Here is a 20,632-nt window from a genome sequence, read left to right as displayed (position 1 = left end):
CCCACGCTCCACCGCCCCGGCAGCGCGCCGGGGACGTCGTTCCCTCGAAGGAGAGAGATTCATGAGGTTGAAGGCCTCCGCGATCGCCCTCGGCATCGCGACAGCACTCGTGCTGACCGGCTGCTCGTCGTCCGGCGGCAACGACGACGACAGCACGACCAGCTCCGGCGGGGGCGCAGCCCTCACGATCGCCAAGCCGGACGGCGCCATCGCGACCGAGTCGAACAACCCCTGGATCGGCGACTCGTCCGCGCTCAAGCTCGGCTACGTCAACGCGATCTACGAGCCCGTCGGCATCGTCAACGTGGTCGACCCGTCGGACGAGGTCCGTCCGTGGCTGGCGTCCGAGATCACGTGGTCCGACGACTACACGTCGGTCACGCTCACGACCCGCGAGGGCGTGAAGTGGAGCGACGGCCAGGACCTCACGGCCGACGACATCGCGTACTCGTACCAGATGCTCGTCGACACCCCCGAGCTGAACACCGCGGCGCTCGACATCACCGACGTCGCCGTCGACGGCGACACGGTCACCGTCTCGTTCGGCACGCCGATGTTCGCCAAGCAGGACAAGGTGCTGCACCGGTTCGTCGTGCCGAAGCACGTGTGGGAGGGCATCGCCGACCCGACGACGGAGACGAACCCCGACCCCGTCGGCACGGGCCCGTACACGCTGACGAGCTTCAGCACGGAGAGCGTCCAGCTCGACGCGCGCGACGACTACTGGGGCGGCGAGCTCGCGGTCCCGACGCTGTACTACGTCTCCTACAACGACAACAGCGCCCTGACGACCGCCCTCGCCAACGGGGACGCGGACTGGGCCCAGGCGTTCCTGCCGAACGTGCAGTCGGCCTTCGTCGACAAGGACCCGGAGCACAACGTGTACTGGGCGCCCGCCGGTCTCGGCATCGACGCGATGTTCGTCAACACGACCAAGAAGCCGTTCGACGACGTCGCGTTCCGCCAGGCCGTCAACATGGTGATCGACCGCGAGCAGCACCAGCAGATCGCCCGCGAGGGCGGCGTGCCGCTCCTGACCTCCGTCACGGGCCTGCCCACCCCGGCCGGCGACCCGTTCATCTCGGACGAGTACGCGGGCGAGGAGTACGAGGTCGACGTCGACGGCGCCAAGAAGGTGCTCACCGACGCGGGGTACACGTTCCAGGGCGACTCCCTCGTCGACCCGGACGGCGAGCCCGTCACGTTCCGGCTGAGCGTCCCGCAGGGCTGGAACGACTACGTCACGGGCATCAGCCTCATCGCGGAGTCGGTCAAGGCGATCGGCGTCGAGGCCACGGTCGACACGCCCGACTCCGACTCCTGGTGGGCCGCGAAGGGCACGGGCGACTTCGACGCGATCCTGCACTGGACCGAGACCGGGGCGACCCCGTACGACATCTACAGCGACACGATGGACGCCCGCTGGCTCAAGCCGGTCGGCGAGGCCGCGGACTACAACTTCGGCCGCTTCGACAGCCCGGAGGCCACGGCCGCCCTCGACGCGTACCTCGCCGCGACGACGGACGAGGACCGCGCCACGGCCATCGCGGAGGCGCAGAAGATCTTCGTCGAGCAGGTCCCGGTCATGCCGATCGGCACGCGCCCGTTCATCACGGAGTTCAACACGCGCAGCTACGTCGGCTGGCCCAGCGACGACGACCCGTACATCAACGCGGACCCGACGCAGCCGACCGCGGTGCTGATCCTCACCCAGCTCAAGCCGGCCGAGTGAGACCCCGAGGCTCGCGCGGCCCTGCCGCGCGAGCCTCGGTGCGGCCCGGCCCCCAGCACAGGAACAGGTAGGACGAGTGAACAGCGAACCCCTGCTGACCGTCTCGCACTTCAGCGTGGTCTACGACGTCGACCCGCCCGTCGAGGCCGTCAGCGACGTCTCCCTCACGCTGCACCGGGGGGAGATCCTCGGTCTCGCCGGCGAGTCCGGCTGCGGCAAGACGTCGCTCGCGTACGGCATCCAGCGGCTGCTCAAGCCGCCGGCCGTCATCCCCTCGGGGTCGGCGGTCTTCCACGACGAGTCGGGCGAGGACGTCGACCTCAACGCGCTGGACGACGACGCGATGCGCCGGTTCCGGTGGGACAAGGCGTCGATGGTGTTCCAGGGGGCGATGAACGCGCTCAACCCGGTCGCCAACATCGGCAAGCAGCTCGGCGACGTGTTCGAGACGCACCGCCCCCGGATGAGCAAGGCCGAGCGGACCGAGGAGAGCGCCCAGCTCCTCGACCTCGTCGGCGTCGGCCGCGACCGGCTGCGCTCCTACCCGCACGAGCTGTCCGGCGGCATGCGCCAGCGCGTCATGATCGCGATGGCCTTCGCGCTCAAGCCGCAGCTCATGATCATGGACGAGCCGACGACGGCACTCGACGTCCTCGTGCAGCGCGAGATCCTCCAGCAGATCTCGGACCTGCGGAAGCAGTTCGGCTTCTCGGTCATCTTCATCACGCACGACCTCCCGCTGCTCCTCGAGATCTCCGACCGGATCGCGGTCATGCGCCAGGGCCGGATCGTCGAGCTCGACACGGCGTCGAACATCTACTACCACGCCCGGCACGAGTACACGCGCACGCTCCTCGGCTCGTTCCCGAGCCTCACCGGGGACCGGGGCGGCTTCGTGCGCGGCCGCTCGGAGCCCGCGGCCACGGTCGCGAGCACGGCCACGACCAGCGCAGGAGGCCAGGCCCGATGACCACCCTCGAGCTCTCGCACGTGAGCAAGAAGTACAAGGTCCGGGGCTCCGGCGACCTGCTCGCGCTCGACGACGTCAGCTTCACGCTCACCTCGGGCCGCACCGTCGCGCTCGTCGGGCAGAGCGGCAGCGGCAAGTCGACGATCGCGAAGATCCTCACGCAGCTCGAGCGCGCCACCTCGGGCGAGATCCTGCTCGACGGCGCGCCGGTCCCCCGTCGCGGACGCGCCCTGCGCCGCTACCGGCAGCAGGTCCGCATGGTCTTCCAGGACCCGTTCGCGTCGCTCAACCCGTACCACACGATCCGCCACCACCTCGAGCGCCCGCTGCGCCTCGACCACGTGGTCCCGAAGGACGAGGTCGACGCCGAGGTGCACCGCCTCCTCGACCGGGTCCACCTCGACGGCGGGGTCGTGGACCGGCGCCCGCACGAGCTCTCCGGCGGCCAGCGCCAGCGCGTCGCGATCGCGCGCGCCCTCGCCTCGCGACCGGCGCTGCTCGTCGCGGACGAGCCGGTCTCGATGCTCGACGTGTCCATCCGCCTCGGCGTCCTCAACCTCCTCGCCGAGCTCCAGCGCGAGGCGAACCTCGGGGTCCTGTACATCACGCACGACCTGGCGACCGCGCGCCACTTCAGCGACGAGATCATGGTGCTGCACCACGGCCAGGTCGTGGAGCACGGCCCGGCCGACGACGTGATCCTCGCCCCCCAGCACCCCTACACCCGCGCGCTACGCGATGCCTCGCCCAACCCGGAGGTCCACTTCTCCGGCGCCGGCCGCGCATCGTCGAGGAGCTGATCCCGTTGCGATTCTTCGCCCGCCGCACCGCCTTCTACCTGTTCACCGCCTGGGCGGCGATCACGATCAACTTCTTCCTGCCCCGCATGATGAAGGGCGACCCGGTCTCCGCGTACCTCGCGAAGAACCAGGGGAAGATCAGCCCCGAGGCGGCCGAGTCGCTGCGCACCCTCTTCGGGCTCGACGACGGCCGCTCGCTCGTCCAGCAGTACGTCGACTACTGGGGCCTCATGCTCCGCGGCGACCTCGGGCGCTCGTTCTCCAAGGGCCTCGCTCCTGTCGGCGACGTGATCGCCGCTGCCCTGCCGTGGACGCTCGGGCTCGTCGGCATCGCCACGATCCTCAGCTTCTTCCTCGGCAGCGGGCTGGGCGCGATCATCGGGTGGCGCCGCGGGAGCAGGGCCGACGCGATCGTGCCCGTCTCGACGTTCTTCTCGACGGTGCCGTACTTCTGGATGGGGCTCATCGCGATCGCGGTCTTCTCCAGCACGCTCGGCTGGTTCCCCGCCTCCCACGCGTACAGCAAGGGCGCGTCGCCCGAGTGGTCGTGGGAGTTCGCGTGGGACGTCGTCCAGCACGGCACGCTGCCCGCGCTGACCATCGTCGTCGCGTCGCTCGGCGGCTGGATCCTCGGGATGCGCAACATGATGATCACCGTCCTCGACGAGGACTACGTCACGGTCGCGCAGGCCAAGGGCCTCCCGCCCCGCAAGGTGCTCACGCGCTACGCGTCGCGCAACGCGGTGCTGCCGCAGCTGTCGAGCTTCGCCCTCTCCCTCGGCTTCATCGTGGGCGGCACGCTCGTCATGGAGCTCGTCTTCTCCTACCCCGGGGTGGGCAAGCTGCTGCTCGACGCCACCAACGCGAAGGACTACCCGCTGATGCAGGGGCTCTTCCTCGTCATCACGCTCTCGGTCCTCGTGGCGAACATCCTGGCGGACGTCGCCTACGCCACCCTCGACCCGCGCACGCGCCAGACGGAGGCCTGAGCCATGACGTCCACCACCACGACCGCGGCGAGCGGTCCCACGCCCGCGACGACCCCGCCCGACCCGGGCACGTCCTCCGGCCGCGGCCTCACGAGCCGTGCCGGGGCGTCGTTCGCGATGTTCCGCAACGGCAAGTCGCTCACGGGCCTGATCATCCTCGGCGTGTTCGCGCTCGTGGCGGTCTTCGGCGACCTCCTCGCGCCCTACGGCCCGCTGGAGAAGGACTTCACCGCGCTCAAGCAGCCGCCGTCCGCCCAGCACCTGCTCGGCACGACGCACATGGGCGAGGACGTCCTCAGCCAGATCATCTACGGCACGCGCGGCGTGCTCGTCGTCGGCTTCGTCTCCGGCATCATCGCGACGCTCGTCGCGGTGGTCGTCGGGGTGACCGCCGGGTACGTCGCGGGGTGGCGGAGCGAGTCGCTCTCGGCCGTGACCAACGTGTTCCTCGTGCTCCCGGGCCTGCCGCTCATGATCATCGTGGCGTCGCAGCAGGAGAACCCGAGCCTGCTGCTCGTCTCCACGGTGCTCGCGATCACGGGCTGGGCCTGGGGCGCGCGCGTCCTGCGGGCGCAGACCCTGTCGCTGCGGAACAGGGACTTCATCCAGGCCGCGCGGGCGAACGGCGAGCCGATCCACCGCATCATCGCCGTCGAGATGCTGCCGAACCTCACCGCGATCATCGCGTCGAGCTTCGTCGGCACCGTGACCGCCGCAGTCCTCGGCCTGACGACCCTCGCCTTCATCGGGGTCATCCCCATCACGAACCTCAACTGGGGCACGATCCTCTTCTGGGCCCAGCAGAACGGCGCCTTCCCCGACTACTGGTGGTGGTACGTCCCCGCCGGCCTGTGCATCGCGCTGCTCGGCACGGCCCTGTCGCTCGTCAACTTCGGCATCGACGAGTACGTGAACCCGCGCCTGCGCTCGGCCGGCGAGCGTGCGCGCGCCCTGCGCAAGAAGGGCTACGCGGCGTCGAGCGGGATCACGACCGTCGCCGACCGGCCCGACCTGCTCGCGGGGAGCGTCACCCCTCCCCCGCCCGACTCGCCGCCCGTCGACCTCCCGGGCGCGCCGGTGCACGGCGACGACATCGGTGCGGTCGTGGAGGCGGACCAGGCGACCGACGGCCCGGACGTGATCCCGGCCGGTCGGCCCGAGCGCTCCGCGTAGCGGACGCCGCACAGACGGGTGAGGGGCCGCGCCGCGGCCCCTCACCGGCAGCCGGTCCCGGCACGGGACGCCGTCCGCGCCACGCCCCTGGCGCGGGCGGCACGCCTCCACCCGTGCCGGGACCGTCCGCGTCCCTCGGGTCAGCGCATCTTGCGCCGGTAGATCGCGACGGCCCACGCGTAGGCGACGACGAGGATCCCGCCGAGCCACGCGAGCGCGACCCAGATGTCGGACCCGACCGGCTGCCCGCCGAACAGCGCGCGCAGCGTGTCGACGATCGCGGTGACCGGCTGGTTCTCCGCGAACCACGCGACCGGGCCCGGCATCGTGTCCGTGGGGACGAACGCGGAGCTGATGAACGGGAGGAAGATCAACGGGTAGCTGAACGCCGACGCTCCGTCGACCGTCTTGGCCGAGAGCCCGGCGACCACCGCGAGCCATGTCAGGGCGAGCGTGAAGAGCACGAGGATGCCCAGCACCGCGAGCCACGCGCCCACCGACGCCCCGGTGCGGAACCCCATGAGGAGCGCCACGCCCACGACGATCGTCACGGAGACGAGGTTCGCCACGAGCGACGTCAGCACGTGCGCCCACAGGACGCTGGACCGCGCGACGGGCATCGACTGGAAGCGTTCGAAGATGCCGCCCTGCAGGTCGAGGAACAGCCGGTACGACGTGTACGCGACGCCCGAGGCGACGGTGATGAGCAGGATGCCGGGCAGCATGTAGTCGATGTACGACCCGGCGGCGCCGGTGTCGATCGCGCCGCCGAGGACGTAGACGAAGAGCAGCATGAGCGCGATCGGGGTGACTGCGGTCGTGATGATCGTGTCCGGGCTGCGCAGGATGTGGCGCAGCGAGCGGCCGGTCAGCACACGGGTGTCGGCCAGGACGTGCGTGGTCATCGGAGCTCCTCTCCGGCGGGCTGGGTGCCCTCGGGGGTCGTCGGGGTCGTGGGGTCGTCGCCGGTCTCGCCGACGAGGGTGAGGAACACGTCCTCCAGGGACGGCTGCTTCTCGACGTACTCGACCTGCGCGGGCGGCAGGAGCGCCTTGAGCTCGGCCAGGGTGCCGTTCTGGATGATGGTGCCGCGGTGCAGGATCGCGATCCGGTCCGCGAGCTGCTCGGCCTCGTCGAGGTACTGCGTGGTGAGCAGCACGGTCGTGCCGCCCTGGGCGAGCTCGCGCACCGTGGCCCAGACCTCGATGCGAGCCTGGGGGTCCAGGCCGGTCGTCGGCTCGTCGAGGAAGATGACCGGCGGGTCGCCGATCAGGCTCATCGCGATGTCGAGGCGACGGCGCATCCCGCCCGAGTAGGTCCCGGCCCGACGCGAGCCCGCGTCGGTGAGCGAGAAGCGGGCGAGGAGGTCGTCCGCCACCTGACCGGGGTTCTTCAGGTGGCGCAGGCGCGCGACGAGCACGAGGTTCTCCCGTCCGGTGAGGACCTCGTCGACCGCGGCGAACTGCCCGGTCAGCGAGATCGACTCCCGGACCTGCCCGGGCTGCTCGACGACGTCGTGCCCGTGGACGCTCGCGGTCCCCGCGTCGGGCGCGAGCAGCGTCGACAGGATCCGCACGAGCGTGGTCTTGCCCGCCCCGTTGGACCCCAGCAGCGCGAAGATGCTCCCGCGTGCCACGTCCAGGTCGACCCCTCGCAGCACGTGCAGGTCGCCGAACGACTTCTCGATGTCTCGTACCCGTACCGCGGGTGCGAGGGTCTGGTCGACAGACATGTCCAGGCCTCCGTCTCTCTCAGGTGTGGTCAGGGCCGGCGGACGACGACGTCGCCGAACCCGGTGCTGGCGTGGATCTCCGCGGTGGCCTCGTCCTCGACGGGGCCCTCCGTGGGCGTGAGGTGGTTGCGCACGCTGCCGTGCTCGGAGCTCGCGTCGAGGAACGCGGCGGTGCCCTCGGGCACGCCCACCTCGATCGAGCCGTACGACGTCGCGAGGGTGACGCTCCCCGACTCCAGGCGCTCGACCCGGATGCCGGCGTGCGCGGACTTGGCCGTGAGCGTGCCGCTCACGCGCGCCACCGCGATGTCGCCGTGCGCGCCGTGCACGGCGAGCGAGCCGGTGACGGCACCGACCGTCGTCGTGCCGTTGGTCGCCTTGATGGTGCCCTCGCCACGGACCTCCTCGACGCGGACCGACCCGGCGCTGACGCGGGCGTCCAGCGAGCCCCGCACGCGACGCGCCGCCACGGAGCCCGCCGAGGCCTTGACGTCGAGCCGGTCGACGTCCTCGACGCGGGCGTCCCCGGCGGACAGCGCCATCTCGACGGTGCCGAGGCTGCCCTCGGCGTAGAGCGAGCCCGCCTTGCCGCGCACGTCGGAGCCCGCGGGCAGCTCGACGGTGATGTCGGCGGTGCCGGACGCGAACGGCAGCACGTACTGCTTCCACGACCCGGGGTAGGAGATCGTCAGGGCGCTGCCGTCGCCGTCGACGCGGACCGCCTCGGCGGCGCGGACGCTGCCGGACTTCGCAGGGTCGGTCGGCAGGACCGTGACGACGACGTCGTCGCGGTCCCCGGCGACCACGTGCAGCTGGGCGAACGGCACGTCGACGACGACGGGCAGGGGCTGGGGGGCGGGGAAAGTGGGCATGACGAAGCTCCAGGAGTGGTGTCGTGGTGGTGTCAGGTGCGGTCGGAGGAGGCGGGGGCGGGGACCGAGGCGGTCAGCGCACCCAGCCGGTGACGCGGGCGGAGCCGCGCTGCTGCGGGCGGGCCTGCGCGGCAGGGCGTCCGGTGGACTGCTCGAGCGCCGCGGCGACCGCGCGCACGAGCCACGTGTTGACGGAGACGCCGTCGCGCGCGGCGGCGGTCTCGGCCTGCGTCTTGAGGTGGTCGGGCAGGCGCAGGGTCGTGCGGGTCGTGGCCCCCGCCTCCACGTCGGCCGGCGCGGGGCCGGCCGGCGCGGCCGGGGTGCTCGCCGGGACGAGCGCCTCGGTCGGGGCGGGCGCGACGGCGGGGACGGCGACCACGAACTCAGGGGCACCACCGCGCAGCCGCACGTCCACCGACCCGGGGGCGAGCTCCGCGGAGATCTCCCCCGCCGCGGCGGAGAGCGCGTCGAGGAGGACGAGGCGCACGGCCGCGTCCAGCGGAGCGGTCAGGCGCTCGGCGAGCCGACGGCCGTCGTCACCGGCGGCGTCCGCAGCAGCGGCGAGGCGGTCCTGGAGGTCGTCGACGTACGGGGTGAGGTCCATGACGCCATCATGGCACCACGAGTGGTGTCACCGCAACCCCTTGTTGACAACATGATGACACCACGGGTGGCACCCGCCTCGAGACGCCGGGATCTCAGGCCGTGAGGTCGTGGACGACGTCGTACCCGAGCTTGACGATGAGCGCGCCGACGACGACCACGAACACTACGCGCACGAACGCGCTGCCCTTGGCGACCGCCATCCGGGCGCCCACGTACGCCCCGAGCAGGTTGGCCGCGCCCATGACGAGGCCCAGCCCCCACAGCACCGCGCCGTACGGCACGAAGAAGATCAGCGCGCCGGCGTTCGTGGCGAAGTTCGCGATCTTCGCGAGCGCCGACGCCGGGAGGAACGCGTACCCGAGGATGCTCACGAGCGCGATGACGAAGAACGTCCCCGTGCCCGGGCCGAGCAGGCCGTCGTAGGTGCCGATGACGAGGCCGATCCCGGCCGCGGCCCAGCGGTGGCCGTTTCCCTCCCAGCGCAGGTTCGTCGTGTGCCCGAGCTTCGGCTTCGCGATCGTGTAGGCCGCGACGCCGACGAGCACCACGAGGATGATCGGCTTGAACAGGTCGGCCGGGATGCGCGACGCGAGCGCCGCTCCCCCGACGGCGCCCACGAGCGCCGCGAGCGCCATGGGCCCGGCGGTGCGCAGGTCCGGCCCGACGCGCCGGTAGTACGTCGCGGCGCTCACCGACGTCCCCATGATGCTCGCGAGCTTGTTCGTCGCGAGCGCCTGCACGGGGCTGATGCCGGGGACCAGGAGGAGCGCCGGGAGCTGGACGAGGCCGCCCCCGCCGACGACGGCGTCGATCCACCCCGCCGTGAGCGCGGCGAGGACGAGCAGGAGGACGGTCACGCCGTCGATCTCGAGCCCGCCGGAGACCGGGAGGGAGAAGGCGGGAAGCACCCCCCAGTGGTACCACGCCCACGGGGCGCGCCCGGGCCGGGTCCACGGCCGGTCCCGGGCGCGGAGGAGGCCGCGACCCTTCCCAATGCGTAACCGTGCGGTTACGCTTGACGGATGGACGTGTTCGAGGCCGTCGCCGACGACGTCCGCCGCGACCTGCTCCGCGCGCTGCGGGCCGGGTCGCTGAGCGCGGGCGAGCTCGCGCGCGTGCGCGACGACGTCTCCCGCCCGGCCGTGAGCCGCCACCTGCGCGTGCTGCGCGAGGCGGGGCTCGTGGAGGCCGTCGTCGCGGGACGCCGTCGCGTCTACTCGCTGCGGCCCGCCGCGCTCGACCCCCTCGCCGCGTTCGTCGCGGCGCTCACCAGACCCGCCCCGCCCGTCCCGGCGCGGGCGCTCGACGGCCTCGACCTCGAGGTCCGCCGCACGACCCGAGAACGTCGTGCCGGGCGCGGCACGACCCGTCACGAGGAGAGCGCATGAGCGACCCGACGACCCCTTCGACAGCGCCCGTCCCGGCGGCACCCGGTCTGCCGACACCCGGCGGGACGGTGGAGCGCGGGGCCGCGGGCGACGAGCTCGTCGTCACGCGGACGTTCCGCGCGCCGGCCGACGACGTGTGGGCGAGCCTCACGGATCCCGACCGGCTCGCGCGGTGGATCGGCTACTGGGAGGGCGACCCCGCGACCGGCCGCGTCGAGTTCTTCATGACGGCCGAGAGCGACGACCCCGATCCCGAGGAGTACCGCATCACCCGGTGCGAGCCGCCGCACCGCTTCGCCGGGGTGACGTCCTCGGGCGACCAGACGTGGCACCTGTCCTTCGAGCTCACCGAGCAGGACGGCGTCACGACGCTGACCTTCCGGCAGCTCCTCGGCCCCGGCGACGACGCCCGGAACATCGGGCCCGGGTGGGAGTACTACCTCGACCGGCTCGTCGCCGTGCGCGAGGGGCGCGACGCCGCCACCGTGCCGTGGGAGCCGTACCTCGCCGGGCTGGCGGACCACTACGGCCGGGCGGCCGGCGCCGTCTGACCGCGGGACGTCCGCCGCGCCGGGGACGCCGGGAGCGACGGCTCAGGACTGGAGGGCGTCGTACTCCGCCTCGGTCGCGACGTCGTCCTCCACGTCGAGACGCAGGTGCGCGAGCGCGAGCTGCAGGACGCGCAGCGCGCTCGCGGCGCGCTCCCCCCACAGCGAGACGTAGGAGAACTGCCACCACCACAGGCCCTCGAGCTCGCGGCCGCCGTCGTAGTGCTGCAGGCCCTTCGCGAGGCACTCGGCCACGCACGCGAGGTCGCCCGAGAGCGACGCCGCGCCGACCTCGGCGCCGACGAGCGGGTCGGTGATCTCGGCGTAGTCGTCGAACCCGTCGAAGAGGCGCGCGAGCGCCGTCCGCAGCGGGTCCACGTCCGTGTCGCGGCCGGCGTCGGGCTCGAAGCGCTCGACCGGCACGACGTCGCCCACGGCCCCCAGGCGGGCGCCCGCGGCGAGCGCGTCGGACAGCGCGAGGAGCAGGAGCGGCAGCACCGCGCCGGGGGCCGCGCCGGACGCGACCTGCGTCGTCGTGGTGAGGTAGGCGCGGGCCTGCTCCGCCATGCCCTCGGCGATCTCCCGCAGGTCGGGGTCGTTGTGGATCTCCCCCATGCTCGTCACCTCCCGTCAGCCGCCGACGAGGCGGCGGCCCTCGAACGCCCGGCCGAGCGTCACCTCGTCCGCGTACTCCAAGTCTCCACCGACCGGGAGGCCCGACGCGAGGCGGGTCACGCGCAGGCCCATGGGGCCGAGCATGCGCGCGAGGTAGGTCGCGGTGGCCTCGCCCTCGACGTTCGGGTCGGTCGCGAGGATCACCTCGGTCACCTGCCCGTCCGCGAGCCGGCTCATGAGCTCCGCGATCCGTAGGTCGCCCGGCCCGACGTTCTCGATCGGGTTGATGGCGCCGCCGAGCACGTGGTACCGGCCGCGGAACTCGCGCGTGCGCTCGATCGCGACGACGTCCTTGGGCTCCTCGACGACGCAGATCACCTCGGGCGAGCGGCGCGGGTCCGCGCAGATGCGGCACTGCTCCGACTCCGCGACGTTGCCGCACGTCTCGCAGAAGCGGACGCGCGCCTTCACCTCGGTGAGCGCGTCGGCGAGCCGGCGCACGTCCACCGCGTCCGCGGCGAGCAGGTGGAACGCGATGCGCTGCGCGCTCTTGGGCCCGACGCCGGGAAGCCGGCCGAGCTCGTCGATCAGGTCCTGGACAGCGCCTTCGTACACGCCCCCAGCCTACGGGGCGCGGCCCGCACGGCGGACCCGGCCCGCCGCCGTCGCGGACAGGCCGGGTCCGTGCCCGGGCACCGGGGTCAGTCCGGGAGCTCGGGCGTCACGGTCCGCGTGGTGCCGTCCGTGTACGTCGCCTCGTAAGCGAGGGTCGGCAGCGGGCCGCCCTCGCCGTCGGGACCGTCCACCGTCTCCGGGTCGAAGATCGGCCCGGGCCACCAGGCCACGAAGCGGCCGTCCTCGAGCGTCGTCTCGACGGCGGTCCCGTCCGCGAGCCGGAGCGTGAGCGCCACGACGTCGGCGCCGGCACGGCCACCCGTCATCGACAGGACGGGACGCTCGCGGCTCCACGGGTAGGCCTTGCCGCCCGACTGGAACATCGCGCCCTCCGCGACGCCCCGGGCGGAGGGGACGAGGTCGCCACCGCCCGCGGACCCGGCGGAGACGTCCTTCGCCTCGTCCGCGCCCGGGGGCAGGTAGCCGACGCACGACGACTGCAGCGTCTGCCCCTGCGCGTCGTCGTGGAGGTACATCACGGCCGCCCACGAGCCGCGACGCTCCGCGAGCACCACGTCGTCGACGGTCACCGCCCGCTCGGAGCCCAGCCGCGCCTGGCACGCCGCGTCGAGCACGGCGAGGTCCTGCGAGGAGAGGGCGTCCGGCTCGGGCGTCCACGACGCGAGCGCGTGCGGTGCCGGACCGACGAACGGGAGCGCGAACGCCGCCGCCGCGGCGGCGGCCACGGCCACCGGGATGCCGATCCGGCGGGCCGCGCGGCGCCGGGCCTGCACGGCGAGGTGCCCGACGGCGAGCGCGCCCGTCGTGCCCGGCTCCTCGCCGGCGAGGATGCGGTCGAGGCCCTGCGCCGCTCGCGCGGCCTCGGCGGCGGAGAGGTCGGACGCGGGGGCGTGATCGAGCCCGCGGAGCATGGTCAGGTCGTCGTGCGTCATCGGAGCGCCTCCTGGGCGGTGACGTCGAGGGATGGGGTCGGGAGGGCGGCGGGCCGGTGGTCCTCGCCGTCCGCGCCGGCTCCCTCGTCGAGGGCGAGCAGCCGGCGGAGCGCCGTGCGAGCGCGGTGCAGGCGGAGCCGGTAGGCGACCGCCGAGATGCCGAGGACGCGTCCGGCGTCAGCGGACGGCAGGTCCTCCCAGAGGAGCAGCGACAGCACCTCCTGCTGCTCCGGGGTGAGCCGGCGCCACGCCGCGGCGAGGTCGGAGCGCGCGGCGGTCTGCTCGTCGGGGGCCGGGAGCATCGGCTCGGGCTGCGCGGCGAGCCGGACACCGAGCGCACCGCGTCGCGTGCTCGCCCGCCGGTCGTTGAGGAGGCAGCCGCGCGCGACCCCGAACAGCCACGCCCGTTGCGCGTCCCGGGTCGGTGGGAGGTCGCGCATCCGCCGCCACGCGACGACGAACGCCTCGTGGACGACGTCCTCGGCGTGGTCGTCGTCGGTGCGTCGCCGCACGAAGCGCAGCACGTCGGCGTACGTGTCTCGGTAGAGGTCGCGGAACCGTTCCTCACGGTCCGCCACGGGAGGTGGGCTCATACCTCGTACGTGTCCGGCAGCCGGCCCGCTGTTTCGAGGGGCGTCAGCCCTGGTCCTGGATCTCCTCGATGATCTTGCCGTCGAGCAGGCTCACCACGAGCGCCGTCCCGACGAGGCCCGTCGAGACGATGTCGGGGTCGTCGGCGGACGGGAGGTCGTCCATGGGGTCGGCCGTGGACGGTTCGCCCCGCCGGGCGGGTTCCTCGGCGGGCCGCGGGACGCGGGCCGCCGCGATCGCCGCGCGAGCGGCGGAGACGCCGCGCAACGGTGCGGCCGACGTGCCTGCGGACGCCGGTGCGGCGGGGGCCGCCGCGCGGGCGGGCGCCCCCTGCGACGAGGCCGCGGGCGACGCCGCGGACGGCCGTCCGGGCGCCGTCGGCGCGGTGGCGGCGGACGGCGCGGTGCGGGCGGGGGCCTGCGTGGAGGCCGGGGTGGTCGGCGGGGCAGGTTCGAGCACGGGCTCCGGCTCGGGGCCGTCGTCGAGGTCGACGGGCGGCTCCGCGGGCAGCCCCGCGAGCCACGCCTCGTCCGCGCTGTCCACGCGCGGTGCGGGCGCCGGTGCGGACGCCGGGACCGACGCCCCGGCGAGCCAGGCCTCGTCGGCGGCGTCCACCACGGTCGAGCTTGCCCGCGGCGCGGCGGGTGCGGTCTCGGTGCTCGGTCGCTCCTGGAGCGCGACGGCGGTGCGCGGGGTCTCGTGCGCCTCCGCGGCCTCGTCCGCCGGGCGGGAGGTGCTCGCGGAGCGGGCGGCGCCGGGCGCGCTCGGCGCCGCGACGGTCGCCACCGGCACTCCTGCCTGCACGCCGCTCGAGCCGTGGAGGGCGGCAGCCCCGACGCTCGCCGAGGCGGACCCCGCAGGGCCGGACGCGGCGGAAGCGGCCGCCGTCGGGGCGCTCGCCGCCGGGCCGGACGACGTGGCGACGGGCGACGCGGGTCCCGACGGCGCGGGGCCGCCGGACGGCGCGGGCGCTACCGGCGCAGGGCCGGACGACGGCGCCGAGCCACCGCCCGCCTGACCACCCTCGTCGAGGCGCGGCTCGACGCGAACCTGGAGCCCGAGCGTCTGGTAGACGACGTCCTGGACCGCGCTCGTGTGCCGGGACGACGAGAACGTGCGGGCCAGCCCGGGCGACGGGAAGGCGAGGTAGAGCACGTCGGCGCCGAGCTCCGCGACCTGCGCGTTGGCGCTCACCAGCGACCACGTCACGGGGCTCGCACGCAGGTTCTCGAGGACCTCCGGCCAGCGCCGGCGCAGCTCCTCCGTCGTCAGGGCAGGGCTCGCGCCACCCGCCGCCGGAGCAGACGACGCAGCCGCCTCCTGCCGGGGAGCCGCCTCGCGCGGCGTCGACGGCCGCGGGGTCTCCTCGCGTGACGCCTCCGGGCGCGACGTCTCCGGGCGCGACGCCTCGGGGTGCCGTGCCTCGGGGGCGTGGGAGAGAGCATCCGCCGAGGCAGCAGAGGCAGCGGTCCCGCGGGCGTGGTCGTCCGGGGCTTCGGACTCCGCGACGGACGTCGTGCCGGACTCGGTGCCCGACGTCGCGTCGGACGCGGTAGGGGGCGAGGTGCTCGCCGCACCGGACACGGATCCGGTCCGCTCGGGGCCGGACGCCTCGGCAGGCGTGGTCTCCTCGCCCTGCGCGGACGAGTGCGTGGGAGCGGACGACGCGACGGCCGACCCGGCGCTGTCGACCGCCGACGACCCCGCGCCGTCGGCCGCGCGCGACGCGGCAGCGGGCGACGCGGCAGCAGGCGACGCGGAGGCGTCGCTGGACGGGCGCTCCTGCTCCGGCGTGGCGGGAGCCGCGACGCGCCCGACCGGCGTCGGGTCCTGCGCGGCCGGCGTGCTCGCAGGTGCCGCGGCGGGCTGGCCCGGTCGCGCGGGCCGGAGCGCCGCGCGGACGGCAGCGGCACCGGTGAGGCCCGAGGAGGGCGCGCCGGCCGGAGCAGCAACCGGGGCCGTCGCGGTGGCCGTGGCGCCGTCGCCCGAGGCGGGCGTCCCCGCGGCCGGGGGGACCACGACGTTGCCCAGGCCCCCGCGCTCGAGCCGGTCGAGGCGCGCCGCGAACCCGGCCGCGCCGTCGTCCGCCCCGGGCAGGAGCAGGCGGGCCATGAGGAGCTCGAGGTGCAGGCGGGGCGACGTCGCGCCCGTCATCTCGGTGAGCGCGGCGTTGACGAGGTCGGCGGCCCGGGACAGCTCGGCCACCCCGAGGTGCTGCGCCTGCGTGCGCATGCGGTCGAGCTGGTCGGCGGGCTGGTCGCGCAGGACGGCCTGCGCCTCGTCGCCCGAGACCGCGATGACGATGAGGTCGCGCAGGCGCTCGAGCACGTCCTCGACGAAGCGCCGCGGCTCGTGCCCCGTCGCGATGACGTGGTCCACGACCCGGAAGATGCTCGCGCCGTCGCGCGCGGCGAGCGCGTCCACGACGTCGTCGAGCAGGGTCGCGTGCGTGAAGCCGAGCAGCGCGACCGCGCGCTCGTACTCGACGGCGCCGTCCTCGGCGCCCGCGATGAGCTGGTCCATGACCGACAGCGAGTCACGGACCGAGCCGCCGCCCGCGCGCGTGACGAGCGGGACCACGCCGCTGCCGATCGACACGCCCTCGGCCGCGCACAGCTCCTCGAGGTAGGGGCCGAGCACGTCCGGCGGGACGAGGCGGAACGGGTAGTGGTGAGTGCGCGAGCGGATGGTGCCGATGACCTTGTCCGGCTCCGTCGTCGCGAAGACGAACTTCACGTGCTCCGGCGGCTCCTCGACGAGCTTGAGCAGCGCGTTGAAGCCCTGCGGCGTCACCATGTGCGCCTCGTCGAGGATGAAGATCTTGTACCGGTCGCGCGCGGGGGCGAACGCGGCACGCTCGCGCAGCTCGCGCGCGTCGTCCACGCCGTTGTGCGACGCCGCGTCGATCTCGACCACGTCGAGGCTGCCGGGGCCGCCGCGCGCCAGCTCGACGCACGACGGGCACTGCCCGCACGGCGTGTCCAGCGGGCTCTCGGGGGTGTTCCGCTCGCAGTTGAGCGTGCGCGCGAGGATGCGCGCGCTCGTCGTCTTGCCGCACCCCCGGGGCCCGGAGAAGAGATAGGCGTGGTTCACCCGACCGCTGCGCAACGCCTGCATGAGCGGTGCGGTCACGTGGTCCTGACCGATCACCTCGGCGAAGGTCTCGGGCCGGTAGCGGCGGTACAGGGCGGTGCTCACCCCGGTCACTCTAGACGTCGCGACCCACACGCACGAGGTCGCTCCGCCGTCGGTCCCGCCGGTCCCGGCCCGGCCACCTCAGCGGTGCAGCGCCTTGCGCGCGAGCCAGTTGCCCAGCAGCTGCGCGACCTGCACGATCGCGATGATGACGAGCACCGTCACGACCACGACCCCCCAGTTGTAGCGCTGGTAGCCGTAGACGATCGCGAAGTTCCCCAGCCCGCCGCCGCCGATGATCCCGGCGATCGCCGACATGTCGAGCACCGCGATGAAGAGGAACGTGTAGCCGAGGATGAGCGGCGCGAGCGCCTCGGGCACGAGCACCGTCGTGATGATGCGCCACGACGACGCGCCCATGGCGCGCGCCGCCTCGATCACGCCCGGGTCGATGCCCACGAGGTTCTGCTCGACGATGCGGCTCGTGCCGAACGCCGTCATCACCGACAGCGGGAAGATGAACGCCTCCGTGCCGAGCGTCGTCCCGACCACCTGGAGCGTCACCGGTCCGAGCAGGGTGACGAAGATGATGAACGGGATCGGCCGCACGATGTTGACGAGCACGTTGAGCACGCCGAACACCCAGCGGTTGGCGAGCAGGTTGCCGCGCCGCGTCACGTAGAGCGCGATGCCGAGCGCGAGGCCCGCGACGCCGCCCGTGAGCAGGGCGACGGACACCATCTGGAGCGTCTGGCCGAACGACTCGACGAGGATCGGCCACAGCTGGGACCAGTCGCGGTTCATCAGCGGCCTCCGAGGTTGCCGTGGCGGAAGAGGGTGTCGCGGGCGAGGCCGTACGGGTCGCCCGGGTCGTCGTCGGTCGGGTCGGGGGCGTCCTCGTCGGCCGGAGCCGCGGCGAGGCGCGCGACGCGCGGGTCGTCGAGCGGGTGCTCCGCCGTCCCGAGGTCGACGACGTCGGCGCGCTCGCCCAGCGCGAGGAGGAACGGCGCGATGCGGTCCTCGGGCGCGTCGAGCTGGACGGTGAGCGACCCGAACGGCCGCTCCCCCACCTCGGAGATGCCGCCGTAGACGACGGACCCGTCGACGTCGTGCTCGCGCAGCAGGCGGAACAGGTCCGTCCCGGTGCTCGCGCCCTCGCGCACGCCGACCGTCACGAGCCGGCCCGGGTGGCGCTCGCGCAGGCGGGCGAGCGTCTCGCGCGACGGCCGGTCGTGCAGCGCGGTGCCGACGAACCGCTGCGCGGCGTCGGCGCGGGGCGCGGAGAAGACGTCGTACACGTCGCCCGTCTCGACGACCCGCCCGTGCTCCATCACGGCGACGCGGTGGCACGTCGAGCGCACGACCTCCATCTCGTGCGTGATGACGACGATGGTGATGCCGAGCTCGGCGTTGACGCGCCGCAGGAGCGCGAGGACCTCGCGGGTCGTCTCGGGGTCGAGCGCGGAGGTCGCCTCGTCGGCGAGGAGGATCGTGGGCTGCGCCGCGAGCGCGCGGGCGATCCCGACGCGCTGCTTCTGCCCGCCCGAGAGCTGGCGCGGGTACGCCTTCGCCTTGTCGGCGAGCCCGACGAACGCGAGGAGCTCCGCGACGCGCGCCGCGCGCTTCTCGCGCGACCAGCCCGCCACCTTGAGCGGGTAGGCCACGTTCCCGGCCACGGTGCGCGACGACAGGAGGTTGAACTGCTGGAACACCATCCCGATGCGCGAGCGCACCTCGCGCACGCGGCGCTCGGGCAGGCCCGTGATGACCTGCCCGTCGACGACGACCTCGCCGCTCGTCACCGTCTCCAGCGCGTTGACGAGCCGCACGAGCGTCGACTTCCCGGCGCCGGAGTAGCCGATGACGCCGAAGATCTCGCCGCGGCGGATGGACAGCGAGACGTCGTCGACCGCGTGCACGGCACCGTCGCCCTCGCCGAAGGTCTTGCTCACGTGGCGCAGCTCGATCGCGGGCTGCTCGTCACCACCCGGGTCGCGGGGGACGTCGGTCACGTCGGAATCCTCTCGTCGGAGGCCGGGCCGAGGGCCGGGCCGCCTGGCGCGGTCGGGGGCCCGCCGTCGGGCGAGCCGTCCGCCTGCCATCGTCTCTCCCCGGCACGACGGCGCGCGAGGGCGGGCGCGTCGTGCGCGCCCGCCCTCCCGTCGCCCGGGACGTGCCGGGGTCAGCCGCGGATGTCGTCCTCGATGCCCGCGAGGATCTCCTGGAGCTCCGCCGGGGAGTTCTCCTTGATGACTGCGGTGCCGCCCGACGCCTTCTTCTCGGCCTCGACGACCTCCGGCGAGTGCGAGAGCTCGGCGAGCTTGAGCAGCGTCTCGTCGTCCTTGTCCTCGGCGCGCGCGACCCACACGTTGATGTAGGGCTTGGCGGCGTCGGAGTCGGGGTCGTCCTGGAAGAGGGCCTCGTCGGGCGAGAGGCCCGCGTCCTCGACGAAGTCGTTGTTGATGATCGACGCGTCGACCGACTGGAGCTGGATCGGGGTCTGCGCGGCGTCGACGGGCGTGACGGTCACCTTCGAGCTGGGCAGCACGTCGGCCTCGGTGGAGATGGAGCTCCCGCCGTCCTTGAGCTCGACGAGGCCGGCCTCCTGCAGCACGAGGAGCGCGCGGGCGAGGTTCGTCGGGTCGTTGGGCACGGCGACCTGGCCGCCGTCGGGGATCTGCTCGAGCGACGTGTGCTTCGTCGAGTACAGGCCCAGCGGGTAGACGGCGGTCGCGCCGATGGGCTGCAGGTCGTCGTTCGCGTCCACGTTGTAGCCCGCGAGGAACTGCAGGTGCTGGAACTGGTTCACGTCGAGCTCGCCCTGGGACAGCGCGGGGTTCGCCTGCGTGTAGTCCTGGAGGTCGACGAGCTCGACGTCGATGCCCTCGGCCTCGGCCTGCTCCTGGAAGACGGCCCACTTGTCGTCGGACGCGCCGACGACGCCGACGCGGATCGGACCCCCGTCGCCGCTCTCGCCGGAGGCGCCGCCCGAGGAGTCGCCGCCACCGCACGCGGTGAGGGTCAGGGCGGCCGTCGCGGCGATCGCGGTCCAGGTCAGGCGCTTGCGGGTGGTGGAGAACGACATGGGGGTTCCTTCCGATGACGGCGGCGCGGTCACGGGTGGCGACCGGCACGGCCGGGGGTGCAGGGGGTCCCTGCGAGGCGGTGGGGTTCTGGGTGCTTCCGGCGGGCCATCAGCCACGCGGCGAGCGGGGGCCGGTCGTCGTCGAGGACGACGCGGCGGGTGCGGCGCAGGTCTCCCTGCGGGTCACGACGGCGTCAGCAGCCGCACATTCGCCCGGTGCGCACGCGGCGACAGCACGACGAGCCGGCGCAGGCTGCTGCGCGCGGGGTCGTGGTCACGACGTGCTGACGGGTCATGCCGACATCATGGGCACGACGACGGCCCGCACGCCAATCTCCGACCGCGAAAGTCCACGATGTGGACTGCAAAGTGGTCGCATGTCGGGAACGGAGGCGCCTCAACCGGGCGAAAAGCGGCGAATGCCGCGAGGTGGCGGGCGGCACACTCGGACGGTGAGGTGTGCGGTCCGGGGACGCAAAGGACCCCTCGCACACCCACCAGAGCTCACCTACCCTTGCTGCCTTCCGGCCCTGGGGGAGTTCGGCGAGATGATGCCGCACGAGGGGTCTGCACCCACCCTAGCCCAGGTCGGTGCCGCGCTCGAAACCCGCTCCACCGCGCGCCCCGCCGCGCGCCTGATCGCAGGCTCTCCGGAGGCGATTCGGCCGGGGCGCCGCCGTCCGGTATCCTCGTTGCGCTGCTGTCGGTGCGCATCCGTGCGTCGCCGACCGTCGCCAGGAGGATTCGCCTAGTGGCCTATGGCGCACGCTTGGAAAGCGTGTTGGGTTAACAGCCCTCGGGGGTTCGAATCCCCCATCCTCCGCAGAC

General features: G+C 73.6%; 20 protein-coding genes, 1 tRNA gene and 1 other RNA gene. 8 read left to right on the top strand and 14 right to left on the bottom strand.

All coding sequences use genetic code 11. The features are described from left to right. Positions 1 to 61: 61 nt before the first annotated feature. From BXA05_RS07645 to BXA05_RS07625, 5 genes are all read left to right on the top strand, one after another. Positions 62 to 1,732, top strand: a complete 1,671-nt coding sequence (locus BXA05_RS07645; RefSeq protein WP_076404499.1) for an ABC transporter substrate-binding protein — start codon at positions 62 to 64, stop codon at positions 1,730 to 1,732. A 76-nt stretch (positions 1,733 to 1,808) separates the two neighbouring features. Continuing rightward, positions 1,809 to 2,702 (top strand): ABC transporter ATP-binding protein, encoded by an 894-nt coding sequence (locus BXA05_RS07640; protein WP_076404498.1) that lies wholly within the window; start codon positions 1,809 to 1,811, stop codon positions 2,700 to 2,702. Further along, the gene (locus BXA05_RS07635; RefSeq protein WP_076404497.1) at positions 2,699 to 3,502 is read left to right on the top strand and encodes an ABC transporter ATP-binding protein; all 804 of its coding nucleotides are present in this window, start codon (positions 2,699 to 2,701) and stop codon (positions 3,500 to 3,502) included. Before BXA05_RS07640 ends, BXA05_RS07635 begins: the two co-directional genes overlap by 4 nt. Positions 3,503 to 3,507: 5 nt before the next feature. Continuing rightward, on the top strand, positions 3,508 to 4,491 hold the full coding sequence (locus BXA05_RS07630) for an ABC transporter permease (RefSeq protein WP_076404496.1): 984 nt from the start codon (positions 3,508 to 3,510) through the stop codon (positions 4,489 to 4,491). Between the two features lie 3 nt (positions 4,492 to 4,494). Continuing rightward, positions 4,495 to 5,664 carry an ABC transporter permease gene (locus BXA05_RS07625; RefSeq protein WP_083711644.1) on the top strand — a complete coding sequence of 390 codons (1,170 nt, stop codon included), beginning with the start codon at positions 4,495 to 4,497 and terminating at the stop codon, positions 5,662 to 5,664. Positions 5,665 to 5,804: 140 nt separating this feature from the next. Here the strand turns inward: BXA05_RS07625 and BXA05_RS07620 are convergent, their stop codons facing one another. From BXA05_RS07620 to BXA05_RS07600, 5 genes are all read right to left on the bottom strand, one after another. Beyond that, complete coding sequence (locus BXA05_RS07620; RefSeq protein ID WP_076404495.1) at positions 5,805 to 6,569, bottom strand: ABC transporter permease; 765 nt, start codon at positions 6,567 to 6,569, stop codon at positions 5,805 to 5,807. Further along, on the bottom strand, positions 6,566 to 7,396 hold the full coding sequence (locus tag BXA05_RS07615) for an ABC transporter ATP-binding protein (RefSeq protein ID WP_076404494.1): 831 nt from the start codon (positions 7,394 to 7,396) through the stop codon (positions 6,566 to 6,568). Before BXA05_RS07615 ends, BXA05_RS07620 begins: the two co-directional genes overlap by 4 nt. A 29-nt stretch (positions 7,397 to 7,425) precedes the next feature. Further along, entirely contained in the window at positions 7,426 to 8,268 is an 843-nt protein-coding gene (locus BXA05_RS07610; protein ID WP_076404493.1) for a DUF4097 family beta strand repeat-containing protein, read from the bottom strand. Positions 8,269 to 8,341: 73 nt separating this feature from the next. Next, positions 8,342 to 8,872: a histidine kinase gene (locus tag BXA05_RS07605; RefSeq protein ID WP_076404492.1), complete on the bottom strand. Its 531-nt coding sequence runs from the start codon at positions 8,870 to 8,872 to the stop codon at positions 8,342 to 8,344. 94 nt (positions 8,873 to 8,966) lie between these two features. Further along, positions 8,967 to 9,782, bottom strand: a complete 816-nt coding sequence (locus BXA05_RS07600) for a TSUP family transporter (protein ID WP_076404491.1) — start codon at positions 9,780 to 9,782, stop codon at positions 8,967 to 8,969. 114 nt (positions 9,783 to 9,896) lie between these two features. Between BXA05_RS07600 and BXA05_RS07595 the strand changes: the two genes are divergently transcribed. Beyond that, a complete protein-coding gene (locus BXA05_RS07595; RefSeq protein WP_076404490.1) occupies positions 9,897 to 10,262 on the top strand; it encodes an ArsR/SmtB family transcription factor in 366 nt (121 codons plus the stop codon). Continuing rightward, on the top strand, positions 10,259 to 10,813 hold the full coding sequence (locus tag BXA05_RS07590) for an SRPBCC family protein (protein ID WP_083711642.1): 555 nt from the start codon (positions 10,259 to 10,261) through the stop codon (positions 10,811 to 10,813). Before BXA05_RS07595 ends, BXA05_RS07590 begins: the two co-directional genes overlap by 4 nt. 42 nt (positions 10,814 to 10,855) lie before the next feature. On the opposite strand, the gene BXA05_RS07585 is transcribed toward BXA05_RS07590, so the two are convergent. The 9 genes from BXA05_RS07585 to ffs form a co-directional block, all read right to left on the bottom strand. Further along, entirely contained in the window at positions 10,856 to 11,425 is a 570-nt protein-coding gene (locus tag BXA05_RS07585) for a DUF5063 domain-containing protein (protein WP_043659926.1), read from the bottom strand. A gap of 15 nt (positions 11,426 to 11,440) precedes the next feature. Further along, positions 11,441 to 12,040 (bottom strand): recombination mediator RecR, encoded by a 600-nt coding sequence (recR, locus tag BXA05_RS07580; protein ID WP_021483478.1) that lies wholly within the window; start codon positions 12,038 to 12,040, stop codon positions 11,441 to 11,443. Between the two features lie 86 nt (positions 12,041 to 12,126). Further along, complete coding sequence (locus tag BXA05_RS07575) at positions 12,127 to 12,993, bottom strand: hypothetical protein (protein WP_076404489.1); 867 nt, start codon at positions 12,991 to 12,993, stop codon at positions 12,127 to 12,129. Further along, the gene (locus tag BXA05_RS07570) at positions 12,990 to 13,586 is read right to left on the bottom strand and encodes an RNA polymerase sigma factor (protein WP_083711640.1); all 597 of its coding nucleotides are present in this window, start codon (positions 13,584 to 13,586) and stop codon (positions 12,990 to 12,992) included. Before BXA05_RS07570 ends, BXA05_RS07575 begins: the two co-directional genes overlap by 4 nt. 43 nt (positions 13,587 to 13,629) lie before the next feature. After that, positions 13,630 to 16,782, bottom strand: a complete 3,153-nt coding sequence (locus BXA05_RS07565; RefSeq protein ID WP_076404664.1) for a DNA polymerase III subunit gamma and tau — start codon at positions 16,780 to 16,782, stop codon at positions 13,630 to 13,632. Positions 16,783 to 16,860: 78 nt separating this feature from the next. Then, positions 16,861 to 17,523: a methionine ABC transporter permease gene (locus BXA05_RS07560; protein WP_021483094.1), complete on the bottom strand. Its 663-nt coding sequence runs from the start codon at positions 17,521 to 17,523 to the stop codon at positions 16,861 to 16,863. Next, entirely contained in the window at positions 17,523 to 18,731 is a 1,209-nt protein-coding gene (locus BXA05_RS07555; protein WP_372490675.1) for a methionine ABC transporter ATP-binding protein, read from the bottom strand. The genes BXA05_RS07560 and BXA05_RS07555 overlap by 1 nt, the downstream gene beginning before the upstream one ends. Before the next feature lie 170 nt (positions 18,732 to 18,901). After that, a complete protein-coding gene (locus BXA05_RS07550) occupies positions 18,902 to 19,804 on the bottom strand; it encodes a MetQ/NlpA family ABC transporter substrate-binding protein (RefSeq protein WP_061268967.1) in 903 nt (300 codons plus the stop codon). A gap of 474 nt (positions 19,805 to 20,278) precedes the next feature. Next, positions 20,279 to 20,375: signal recognition particle sRNA small type (gene ffs, locus BXA05_RS07545), an RNA gene on the bottom strand. Positions 20,376 to 20,541: 166 nt separating this feature from the next. Here ffs and BXA05_RS07540 point away from each other — a divergent pair. Further along, a tRNA-Ser gene (locus BXA05_RS07540) sits at positions 20,542 to 20,627 on the top strand. The last annotated feature ends 5 nt before the right edge of the window (positions 20,628 to 20,632 follow it).

Source organism: Cellulosimicrobium funkei (assembly GCF_900155925.1).
Taxonomy (GTDB): Bacteria; Actinomycetota; Actinomycetes; order Actinomycetales; family Cellulomonadaceae; genus Cellulosimicrobium; species Cellulosimicrobium funkei.
The sequence above is the reverse complement of the archived record's forward strand: the minus strand, read 5'-3'. Positions and strand labels throughout refer to the sequence as shown.